We start from the raw sequence: 10609 nt of genomic DNA, 5'->3' as shown, positions 1-10609 counted from the left end.
CACCTTGGCGGACTGGATCTTTATCCTGATGGTGTTATACGGTAAATCTTACCCACCACATCTGGGGAAGAGCCAATTTTGTAAAAGCCGGCATTCACGAGCTGTTCGACAAGCTGCTTGCCGTCCACCTCCCGGCCCGTGCCTGCATAGAGCATTTTTGCGCCGCTCTCTTCCAGACGACGAACCGCATTTGTGTCGGCGCGTCTACCCGTGGCAACATAAACGGAGCGCGCAGACGCCGCGCAAAAATCAGCCAATGCCAGATCCAGGCTGGCACTGAGTATGACAACCGCTGGCTGTGGGGAAAGCCCCTGCTGGATACGCCATTCAAGCAGATCCGAGAAGCCTGGCGCGGTACTGATGGGCAGATTGTCCTGTGCCTTGCCATGCATCAGCTCGCGCAAAAAACGTGCGCTCACGAGCAGCACATCCGCACGCGCAGCCAGTTCCTGGTACAGGCGCCAGTCACGCTTATTGGTGATAGAAGCGGGGACACTACGCTCCCCGTTCAGCGGTTGCTCAATCGCTATGCGACCATCCAGGCTTGTAATGAAATTTGTATATACCCAGGGTTGCGGATTAGCCGGTTCAGCGATGTCGGACGCTTGCAGGTAAATCCCTTTCAGTTCACATTCGCGGCTCGGGGCGGGATATAACTGCATAATTGTAGAGGCGCTCATCTGCTGTATTTTCCGACATTCATCACAATCTCCTCTCTTTTCATCTGCACATACCATATCAGGTGAATATCTACAGAAATTTTATGCGGCGAGAATTGAAATTCATCAATGCGGTCAGTTCCATCTTCCCGGGAGATCTCCGCATAGTTCAACACCGCGACGAATGCCACGCCACCGATAACATTACCGATGAGTGTCCGCACAAAAAAGCTTCCCATAGCCACACCCGGTGTCGCGCCTGCAGCAAGCGCATAAAACATATGCGTCGGGCCGGCAACAATATGGGAAAAAGCACCAAGTCCAGCCATATAGGTAATGATGATAATCACGAATACGCACAAGGCTGCGAATTGATGCCCGTCGACCTGGCCCGCAGCGTTTTATATCATTGATATTTTTCAATGTAACGATCATGCGGCCTTGAATAAAATAGATATACAATCAAGACAGCCTGGTCCATTATCGCAGGGCAAGATCTGTATAACCGTCAGGCTTCAATGCCAACGGGCATATACGGGCACGCGACAAAGGCACGTCCTTTACCCGCTATTAATGGCTGGTATTGACCTATGTAATTAAAGGAGATAATGATGTCAAGAATCACAACAACCACATCCCGGATAAGGCAGATACTTTTGTTTGCAACTATCTTATCCACATTCGCCCTGACCAGTGCCTGTACCGACCAGTCTGATGACAAGCAACCTGCTGCAGATGCAACTGATGCCGGAGAGGTAAAAAAGGAATGGTCCGAGGCAATGGAATCACTGAAGGCCTATAGCATAACTCAGCGTGATGAAGCGCTTGTCAAAGCTGAGGAAACCATAGACGCCATGGATAAACGCATTGACGAGATGGAATCGCGGGCCAGCCAGGGCTGGCAGGATCTGAGTGCGGATATCCGCCAGCGCCGTGAAGCCACCTTGAGTGCCATGCAGGAACAACGCGAGGCGCTCGCTGAGCAGTATGAGCAGATGAAAGCCAGTTCCAGCGATACCTGGGATGATGTCAAAAAAGGTTTTATCGATTCCTACAACACCCTCAGCAGCTCATTGGATGATGCACAATCTGACTTGTTCGGTGAAGACACCAAAAAGGAATAGTCACTATCGCTTCAGTAAAATCATAACCGCATGCTAGCGGGTTATGCCGTCTTCCTGGCGGCACATGTTTTGCTTCTGAAAAAACATTGTGCCGTTTAAAACCCGTCGGCGGATATTTAATTCGACAAGGTATGTGAACATGACACAACACAAACTGCCGGATCTCCCCTATCCCATGGATGCACTTGAGCCACACATTTCCGCAGAGACCCTTGAATATCACTATGGTATACACCACGCTACCTATGTAGACAAACTGAATAAACTGATCCCGGGTAGCGGCTTCGAAGAGTCCCCACTCGAACAGATCAGCAAAGAGGCGACCGGTAGCTTGTTCAACAATGCCTCACAGGTATGGAATCACACTTTCTACTGGAACTGCCTGAGCCCTGACGGTGGCGGCTCGCCCACAGGCAGTCTGGCTGTCGCCATAGACGAGGCCTTCGGCAGTTTTGCCGAATTCAGAGAAGCCTTTTCCGGGGCTGCGGCAACTCATTTCGGGTCAGGCTGGGCCTGGCTGACAAGAACTGATGATAGCAAGCTTGAAATCGTAACCACCAGTAACGCCGATAACCCTCTGGCAGATAACAGGCAGCCATTGTTGACCTGTGATGTATGGGAACATGCCTATTACATCGACTATCGCAATGCGCGCCCGGATTACATTGACGCATTCTGGAACATTGTCAACTGGGAGTTTGTAGCCGACAATCTTAGCCGTTAAATAAAATTACGCTTGCCAATAACAGTAGACGGAATCATGGAGGCCTCAAAAGAGCCTGGAAACCGCTTCTCGATAAAGGTGAATTGAAATGTCAGACATTAAGAAGCTAATCGACAACCCGGGCACATCAGACCCTGACCGCGCAGACCGTGAATATGACCTGGAGAACTGGAACGAGGAACAGGCTCGAGAAAAGGCTTCCGTGGAAAACCTTGAACTTACCGATGCGCACTGGGAAGTGATACATTACTTGCGCGACTATTACCTGGAACATGGTCGGGCCAAAAGTGGTCGCCATCTCAGCAATGCACTCGAAAAGCAGTTTATTGATCGCGGCGGTCGCAAGTATCTGCGCCAACTGTTCCCGGATGGTCCTGTTGCACAGGGCATGGTTATCGCCGGGCTCGAGGTACCGCCTCTTACCGAGGATGATGGATTCGGTATCAGCTTTTGATACGAGTTATTCATGCCTGACATTATGTCGAACTTGATCGCTGTGGCGGCAGGGCTAATCGTACTTGTCACCGCAATACCTTATGTCGCACGTATACGACACCCGCAGCAGAAGCCGCTCGCCGCCTATCTTATTTTTGTCTCGGTATTTATCATGGCTACGATGCTGCTTTTCAATCTGCTCGCCTGGTTGGCGATCAGTCTTGAGCTCGGAAACGCGCTTGGCAAACCGGGGCCCTCGCTGGTATTCCTTGCCCTGGTGCTGCTACCGGCCATCGCCCTGGCCACATGGCTGGCGCGCAAGCCACCATGGCGCAATCCTGACCCACCTGCCTGAGCCTGGGGCTTCTTGACTGCGTATGGGTTTCAGACCTTTTGCATACGCATAAAACCGCAATTCTGGACGACCGGGAATTATCGCATTGACATTCTTCAATGCTCACAGAAGCCTGCACAGGTTACCTTGTTCACATTCATAAGCCATCTACCTGTGTGTCCTATGCGCGATTACAGCAATATCCCGGTCATGGACTGGAACGAAGATAAGGCCCCGAAAAGAGCGAAGGCTCAGATACTTCACCAGGAACCGGTGATCCTGCAGATGCCGGACGATTTTGATACTTCGCTTGACGGGGAAGATTTTGATTGCAGGATAGAGGAAAACGGGAACATGCTCCTGGAGTGTAACGGCAGCGAGATTGTGCAGCATCTGGCGGCGAAAAATCACCTGCCAGGTCTGGAGACTATTGCCAAGGCCTGCTTCCAGTCGAGCTCCCAGGTAGATATCGACACTGACAAAAAGCGCATTATTGTGCATGACTGATCGTGCCGGCCCGTCAAGGTGCCATATTCTGCTTGATGATATTGCCGGTATGCCTATTGTACTCGCCACCTATAATATTCATGCCTGTATCGGCGCTGATGGAGAATTCGATCCCGATCGCATTATTGCTGTTATAAAGGAACTCGATGCTGACGTGCTGGCACTGCAGGAAGTCGAACATCATAAGTTCGATGACCTGGATTTACTCGATTACCTGGCGGCTGGATCAGGATATGTGGCCATAGCCGGCCCCACCCTGCTGCGCGGTAGCCGGGACTATGGCAATGCGCTGCTAACCAGGCTGCCCGTCCTGAGCCTGAATCGGCTAGATTTAAGCATGCCGGGTCGAGAGCCACGCGGCGCACTTGACGTAGTCTTTGACTGCAACGGGCAAAGCCTGCAAGTCGTTGCGACGCACCTTGGCCTGAATCCTGCCGAACGACGCCAGCAGGCACGTCTGTTACTTTCCCTGTTTAACCCTCCGGCGGCGGATATTTCAGTATTAATGGGTGATCTTAATGAATGGTTTCTGTGGGGTCGAATCCTGCGTTGGCTACATGCGCACTTTCAGGCCACACCCGGCTATGCAACCTTCCCGGCTCGCTGGCCACTGTTCGCCCTCGATCATATTTGGGTTCACCCACGTAGCCGTCTCAGCACGCTGGCCGTTCATACCAGCACCCTGGCACGCATCGCTTCTGATCATCTGCCATTAAAAGGTATTCTCCAGACTGAACAGCAATAGCACTATGGTCCTGACAAACCCGTTGCAAAAGTGTTGTAGTATGAAGACTCATGCAGCTGCGCATGACGGCATTCTCCTGATCCGCTATGCTAATAATTACACAATAAGCGACCACAACACAGACAACACTGTTCATTTACGTTGGAGCTGACAAATGACTGAAAAACAGGGCTGGCATACACTCTCCGCTGAACAGGTACTTGCCGATCTCAAGACTTCTCCTGATGGACTCAGTGATGTCGAAGCCAGGCACAGACAGGAAACCTATGGCCCTAACCGCTTGCCGCGGGCGGAGAAACGCAGCCTGTTAATGCGTTTTCTGCATCAGTTTAACAATATTCTCATCTATGTATTACTGGCTGCCGCTCTCATTACCGGGTTGCTGGAACACTGGATTGATACTTCCGTGATTCTTGCTGTCGTCATCATTAACGCCATCATCGGTTTTGTTCAGGAAGGTAAGGCAGAAATGGCGATGGATGCTATTCGCGACATGCTGGCGCCAAAAGCATCGGTCCTCCGCGATGGTCATCGACAAACCGTTGAGGGTGAGGCACTGGTTCCCGGTGATATCGTACTGCTGGAGGCGGGGGACAAGGTGCCCGCTGATCTGCGTCTGCTAAAACTGCGTGGTCTGCAAATACAGGAGGCCATTCTCACCGGCGAATCACTTGCCGTCGAAAAGCGCCTTGCGCCAGTCAAGGCCGGTGCCGCGCTGGGCGATCGCAGTTGTCTGGCCTTCAGTGGCACCACTGTAACCAGCGGTCAGGGCAAGGGTGTTGTCGTAGTCACGGGCGAGGCAACCGAGGTAGGCCGCATAAGCGGCATGCTCTCCGAAATCGAGACCCTGACCACACCACTGGTCGAGCAGATGGATACCTTTGCCAAAAAGCTGACATTCTTCATCATCGCTATCGCTGCTCTAATTTTGTCCATCGGCCATTTCATTCTCGATCATAACTTCGCCGAACTGTTTATGGCCGTGGTTGGCCTCACCGTCGCGGCCATCCCGGAAGGCTTGCCAGCGGTACTGACCATCACCCTGGCCGTAGGTGTACAGGCGATGGCGAGGCGCAATGCCATTATCCGTCGTATGCCAGCGATCGAAACACTGGGGTCAGTATCAGTGATCTGTGCAGACAAAACCGGCACGTTGACGCGCAATGAAATGAGCGTTGCCACGGTTGCGATAGATGATCAGACATTTTCGGTTCATGGCGAAGGTTACGAACCGGCTGGTGAGATAAAGCTGGCTGATGGCACGATCAGCGCGGCCGATTACCCGCAACTACATGAAATCGCACGTACCGCTCTGCTGTGTAACGACGCTGAACTGAAAAAGCATGAGGCCGGCTGGGCGGTTGAGGGCGATCCGATGGAGGCGGCGCTGCTGGCATTCGTGGGCCGCGCTGGCCTTGATAGTGAGGAACAACGCAAGCACTGGACCCGCACCGACGAGATCCCCTTCGACGCCCAACATAAATACATGGCAACCCTGAATCATGACCATGAAGAGCATGCCTTTATTTTTGTCAAAGGCGCGCCTGAAAGTATTTTATCCATGTGCAAACAGCAACGTCATGGTGAAAGCGGCAGTTCGTCCCTGGACACAAACCAATGGCACGAACGCGCCGAGGAAATCGCGGCACAGGGCCAGCGAGTACTGGCATTAGCCATGAAGCCAGTACCGCCCGAGCATACCGTTCTGGAACATGCAGACGCTGAGGATTCCCTCGTTCTGCTCGGTATGGTCGGGCTTATTGACCCGCCCCGTAAGGAAACCATCGACGCCGTCGCCGAATGCCACAGTGCGGGCATTCATGTGAAAATGATCACTGGCGACCATGCCGCCACGGCCCGCGCCATTGGTCGCCAGATTGGCCTGAGACAGACTGACAGCGTATTGACCGGCGTCGACATTGATAAACTCGATGAGGCTACACTGCGCGCTGCAGTCATTAAAACCGACGTATTTGCGCGTGCCAGCCCGGAGAACAAACTGCGCCTGGTGACCGCGCTGCAGACCCACGACCTGGTAGTCGCCATGACCGGTGACGGCGTCAACGACGCACCGGCTCTGAAACGTGCCGATGCCGGCATCGCCATGGGTAAGAAAGGCAGCGAGGCCGCCAAGGAGGCCTCGGAACTGGTGCTGGCGGATGACAATTTTGCCTCCATTGCCGCTGCCGTCCGCGAGGGCCGCACAGTCTATGACAACATCAAGAAGGTGATAAGCTGGACACTGCCCACCAACGGCGGCGAAGCCTCTACCATCATGCTAGCGCTGATGCTGGGCATGGCATTACCGATTACCCCTATCCAGATTCTATGGGTCAACATGATTACCGCCGTATCACTGGGCATCGCGCTCGCCTTCGAACCGACCCAGGATGATGCCATGCGGAGACCGCCACGGCCGCGCAACCAGCCGCTGTTAACAGGCGAACTGGTATGGCACATCATACTGGTGACTGCACTCTTTCTGGCCGGTGTTTTCGGCATTTATACCTACGCCATAACCCAGGGCTACTCTGTCGAGCTGGCGCGAACCATCGCCATGAACACCCTCGTGGTGATGGAGATATTCCATCTTCTGTATATCCGCAATATGTCCCAGGTGACATTAACCTGGAAGATGTTCCGCGGCACAAAGGCAGTATGGCTGGCGATCCTTGTTGTGATTGCAGGGCAGCTCGCGATTACCTACCTGCCATCCTTACAGGCTATTTTTGTCACGGAAGCGGTTGCCTTTGCAGATGGCCTGCTGATTGTCGCGGTTGGTGTGCTGCTGTTTATCAGCATCGAACTGGAAAAACAGATCCGACTCCGTCTTGCTGATTAGTGATTATCGGGAATATCTTATTTGTCACCATACAAGACCGGCGAGCCCATGGTTAGGCTTTACCTATTCGATAGCGTATCAATACCAGTGAGCTCGGTTTCAGGCTAAAAGGGCTTGTTGCCGGTTGCTCAGTCAAGCTATCCCGGGAACTCAATGAAGTATCCACTGCTACCGACACAGACGAGACATTTTTAACTTCCGGCAAAATATACTCAACAGCTTCATCACCGGCATTCATCATCAGCATGAATGTATCATCTGTCTCTCTCTCGCCGTGCTCGGTCAGGTGATACTGACCAGCCTTGCCACTTATCAGCAAGGCGAGTGATTTTACCGAATCGTCATCCCACTCGTCCTCGTCCATTTCCTTACCATCAGCTGTCAGCCAGATAATATCTTTCGTTTTTGTACCCGGGATCTCCTTACCGTGAAAGAATCGGTGGCGATGAAAGACAATATGCCTGTTGCGCAACTGGATCAGGGTTTTCGTGAACGACAGCAAGGACTCTCCCATAGCGTCAATCTCCGGCCAGTTCAACCATGCCGTTTCATTATCCTGGCAATAGGCATTATTGTTACCCATCTGGGTATTTCCGAATTCATCGCCAGCCAGCAGCATAGGCAGACCTTGAGAAAGCAATAGTGATGCCAGCAGGTTACGCTTTTGCTGCATACGCTGACCCTGAACAGCAGGGTCATTAGTTGGCCCTTCTACGCCGAAGTTATGACTGAAGCTATTTCCATTACCGTCATGGTTATTCTCCTGATTGGCATCATTATGTTTCTCGTTATAGCTCACCAGGTCATGCAGGGTAAAGCCGTCATGGGCAGTAACGAAATTCACACTCGACCAGGGGCGCCGGCCACGCTGGTCATAAATGTCACTGGAGCCCGCCAGTCTCGATGCGAGCTCGGGGAGTTGACCACTGTCACCCTTCCAGAAACGGCGCAGGGTATCACGGTAACGGTCGTTCCACTCGGCCCAGCCCGGTGGAAAGTTACCTACTTGATAACCACCCTGGCCGGTATCCCAGGGTTCCGCAATCAACTTTACAGTAGACAGGAGCGGATCCTGAGCGACCGAGTCCAGAAAACTGGAGTGCTCGTCAAATTCACCATCAACGCGCGCCAGGGTAGTGGCCAGGTCGAAGCGAAAACCATCTACTCGCATTTCCTCGACCCAGTAGCGGAGTGAATCTGTCACCATGCGCAAGACATAGGGATGGCGCAATTCAAGCGCATTACCCGTGCCTGTATAATCATTATAATATCTGGGCTTGCCTTCCATTTTATAATAATACGACTTGTTGTCGATGCCGCGTAGCGAGAGTGTTGGCCCGAGATGGTTACCCTCGGCGGTGTGGTTATAAACCACATCCAGAATAACCTCGATATTCTCTTCATGTAGCAGGCGTACAAACGTCTTGAACTCATTGAGACCACCACTGCCCATGTATTCCGGATGCGGTGCGAAGAATCCGATTGAATTATATCCCCAGTAATTGCGCAGACCTCGCTCTACCAGGTTACGGTCATGCAGAAAGGCATGTATGGGAAGCAGTTCGACAGCAGTAATACCCAGATTCTTAAGATAACTGATGACTTCATATGTGGCCAGGCCACCGAATGTGCCCCGTGTTGCATCTGCAACATCAGGATGGCGCATAGTGAAACCGCGCACATGCATTTCATAGAAGATGCTTTCATGCCACGAGCGTTCTGGCGACCGGTCTCTGCCCCAGGTAAAAGCGGCCTCAATAACCTCGCATTTCGGCATGTAAGGTGCACTGTCTCGCTTGTCAAATGACAGGTCTTCCCTGTCATGCCCAACAACATAGCCAAACAGTGCATCATGCCACTCCAGTGCACCACGCAACCTTTTGGCATAGGGATCAAGCAATAATTTGTGATGATTGAACCGATGGCCGTTTTCAGGATCGTAAGGCCCATAAACGCGATAGGCATATAGCTGACCGGCACGGACATCCGGTAAATAGCAGTGCCAAATCTCATTCGTGTACTCGAATAATTGAATGCGATGGAGTTCCTGCTTACCGTCATTATCAAACAGGCATAACTCGACCTTTTCAGCATGCGCCGAAAACAGGGCGAAATTGGTCCCCGATCCATCCCACGTAGCCCCTAACGGATAAGGCAATCCTGGCCAAACACGTCGCTCATTCATGTTTATGCATTTGATATTTTGTTTTCATATTTATTCGAATCCTGCATGGTATTTCCCTGCCCCGGACAAACCGGTAACGATGAGAAAACCCATCATCTTATTCATGCCGGGGAAGTCATAACGCCATCCCCGCTTTCAGCATCTCTGATCATGTATCTGTTCTTTACGGAATACGGCTGACAAAAGCCATCCGGGAAGGCGGCATATACTTTAGAAGGTACAGCCATTTTCAGCCTTGAAAATGCAGGACCGAATACATGAGCGCATTGAAATTTCGCAATGAGCACCTGTGTACAGGTATCGGTATCCGAAATTCGCGTGCGGATAATAAACAGGATTGAGAAATTTCAATGTCGTCAGGCAAGCAGCAAGACCAGTATGTATCTTGCATTATGCATAGCTGCCGATATTGCCGACAAGGGGCTGGCACTGGCACATGCCGACCGGCTTTGCAATTCGGCGCCTGACCACTCACCTGGCAGTGCAGTAATTAAAGCGGCAACTTGTAATGGCGCATGGACATATTTTGGCAGGCACTTCCGGGTGGTCATATGACCATTGGCTGGGCACTTTCTATCCGGAAGGCATCCCGCATAAACAGTGGCTGGCCTATTACGCCGGGCATTTCCGCAGCGTGGAGATAAATAACACGTTCTATCACCTGCCAGACAAGAAAGTTCTGCAGCAGTGGTACGATATAGTGCCTGATGATTTTGTCTTTACGGCCAAAGCCAGCCGCTACATCACTCACATGAAAAAACTTAAGGACCCACAAACAAGCGTGGCCGCTTTTTTTGAACGTGTCAGTGTGCTCGAAGACAAACTCGGACCAATTATTTTCCAGCTGCCACCACATTGGAGGTTCAATCCGCAACGGCTTGAGGAATTTCTTCGTGTACTGAGTGCTGACTATCAGTATGCCTTCGAATTCCGCGATCATAGCTGGCACACCAGCCAAACCCTTGACCTTCTAAAAAAATGGCTCTTCGGAAAAATTAGTGGGTAAAAATATAGCGAATTTGGAGCAATAGAGATAGTTTTCTGGAAATTGGAG

Annotated in this window: 11 protein-coding genes; 8 read left to right on the top strand and 3 right to left on the bottom strand. The window is 51.8% G+C overall.

Going from position 1 to position 10609, the window contains the following annotated elements:
* Positions 1 to 20: 20 nt before the first annotated feature.
* Positions 21 to 680, bottom strand: coding sequence for a RibD family protein (locus RQ738_RS12110; protein ID WP_314165501.1), 660 nt, complete (start codon positions 678 to 680; stop codon positions 21 to 23).
* Positions 677 to 1009 carry a hypothetical protein gene (locus tag RQ738_RS12105; RefSeq protein ID WP_314165500.1) on the bottom strand — a complete coding sequence of 111 codons (333 nt, stop codon included), beginning with the start codon at positions 1007 to 1009 and terminating at the stop codon, positions 677 to 679. The genes RQ738_RS12110 and RQ738_RS12105 overlap by 4 nt, the downstream gene beginning before the upstream one ends.
* Positions 1010 to 1315: 306 nt before the next feature.
* Here RQ738_RS12105 and RQ738_RS12100 point away from each other — a divergent pair, with 306 nt between their 5' ends.
* The 7 genes from RQ738_RS12100 to RQ738_RS12070 all read left to right on the top strand — a co-directional run bounded on the left by RQ738_RS12100 (position 1316) and on the right by RQ738_RS12070 (position 7370).
* Entirely contained in the window at positions 1316 to 1783 is a 468-nt protein-coding gene (locus RQ738_RS12100; protein WP_314165499.1) for a hypothetical protein, read from the top strand.
* Positions 1784 to 1922: 139 nt separating this feature from the next.
* Positions 1923 to 2507: a superoxide dismutase gene (locus RQ738_RS12095; protein ID WP_314165498.1), complete on the top strand. Its 585-nt coding sequence runs from the start codon at positions 1923 to 1925 to the stop codon at positions 2505 to 2507.
* An 88-nt stretch (positions 2508 to 2595) separates the two neighbouring features.
* The gene (locus RQ738_RS12090; RefSeq protein ID WP_314165496.1) at positions 2596 to 2961 is read left to right on the top strand and encodes a TusE/DsrC/DsvC family sulfur relay protein; all 366 of its coding nucleotides are present in this window, start codon (positions 2596 to 2598) and stop codon (positions 2959 to 2961) included.
* A 12-nt stretch (positions 2962 to 2973) separates the two neighbouring features.
* Positions 2974 to 3297: a hypothetical protein gene (locus RQ738_RS12085; RefSeq protein WP_314165495.1), complete on the top strand. Its 324-nt coding sequence runs from the start codon at positions 2974 to 2976 to the stop codon at positions 3295 to 3297.
* 162 nt (positions 3298 to 3459) lie between these two features.
* Entirely contained in the window at positions 3460 to 3783 is a 324-nt protein-coding gene (locus RQ738_RS12080; RefSeq protein WP_314165494.1) for a hypothetical protein, read from the top strand.
* A complete protein-coding gene (locus RQ738_RS12075) occupies positions 3776 to 4528 on the top strand; it encodes an endonuclease/exonuclease/phosphatase family protein (protein ID WP_314165492.1) in 753 nt (250 codons plus the stop codon). The genes RQ738_RS12080 and RQ738_RS12075 overlap by 8 nt, the downstream gene beginning before the upstream one ends.
* Positions 4529 to 4682: 154 nt before the next feature.
* A complete protein-coding gene (locus RQ738_RS12070) occupies positions 4683 to 7370 on the top strand; it encodes a cation-transporting P-type ATPase (protein WP_314165491.1) in 2688 nt (895 codons plus the stop codon).
* 52 nt (positions 7371 to 7422) lie between these two features.
* On the opposite strand, the gene glgX is transcribed toward RQ738_RS12070, so the two are convergent.
* Positions 7423 to 9555, bottom strand: coding sequence for a glycogen debranching protein GlgX (gene glgX / locus RQ738_RS12065; RefSeq protein ID WP_314165490.1), 2133 nt, complete (start codon positions 9553 to 9555; stop codon positions 7423 to 7425).
* Positions 9556 to 10063: 508 nt separating this feature from the next.
* On the opposite strand from glgX, the gene RQ738_RS12060 reads away from it, so the two are divergent.
* Positions 10064 to 10561 carry a DUF72 domain-containing protein gene (locus tag RQ738_RS12060; RefSeq protein WP_314165488.1) on the top strand — a complete coding sequence of 166 codons (498 nt, stop codon included), beginning with the start codon at positions 10064 to 10066 and terminating at the stop codon, positions 10559 to 10561.
* The last annotated feature ends 48 nt before the right edge of the window (positions 10562 to 10609 follow it).

Source organism: Sulfuriflexus sp., assembly GCF_032250955.1.
In the GTDB taxonomy this organism is placed as follows: domain Bacteria; phylum Pseudomonadota; class Gammaproteobacteria; order AKS1; family AKS1; genus Sulfuriflexus.
Note: the sequence above shows the minus strand (reverse complement) of the source record. Positions and strands in the feature narration are given on the sequence as shown.

What these genes read in the sequence shown, in the direction of transcription:
- RQ738_RS12075 (WP_314165492.1), top strand. Translation starts at nt 3,776, where the DNA reads ATGACTGATCGTGCCGGCCCGTCAAGGTGCCATATTCTGCTTGATGAT.
- RQ738_RS12090 (WP_314165496.1), top strand. Translation starts at nt 2,596, where the DNA reads ATGTCAGACATTAAGAAGCTAATCGACAACCCGGGCACATCAGACCCT.
- RQ738_RS12060 (WP_314165488.1), top strand. Translation starts at nt 10,064, where the DNA reads ATGGCGCATGGACATATTTTGGCAGGCACTTCCGGGTGGTCATATGAC.
- glgX (WP_314165490.1), bottom strand. Translation starts at nt 9,555, where the DNA reads ATGAATGAGCGACGTGTTTGGCCAGGATTGCCTTATCCGTTAGGGGCT.
- RQ738_RS12070 (WP_314165491.1), top strand. Translation starts at nt 4,683, where the DNA reads ATGACTGAAAAACAGGGCTGGCATACACTCTCCGCTGAACAGGTACTT.
- RQ738_RS12080 (WP_314165494.1), top strand. Translation starts at nt 3,460, where the DNA reads ATGCGCGATTACAGCAATATCCCGGTCATGGACTGGAACGAAGATAAG.
- RQ738_RS12085 (WP_314165495.1), top strand. Translation starts at nt 2,974, where the DNA reads ATGCCTGACATTATGTCGAACTTGATCGCTGTGGCGGCAGGGCTAATC.
- RQ738_RS12110 (WP_314165501.1), bottom strand. Translation starts at nt 680, where the DNA reads ATGAGCGCCTCTACAATTATGCAGTTATATCCCGCCCCGAGCCGCGAA.
- RQ738_RS12095 (WP_314165498.1), top strand. Translation starts at nt 1,923, where the DNA reads ATGACACAACACAAACTGCCGGATCTCCCCTATCCCATGGATGCACTT.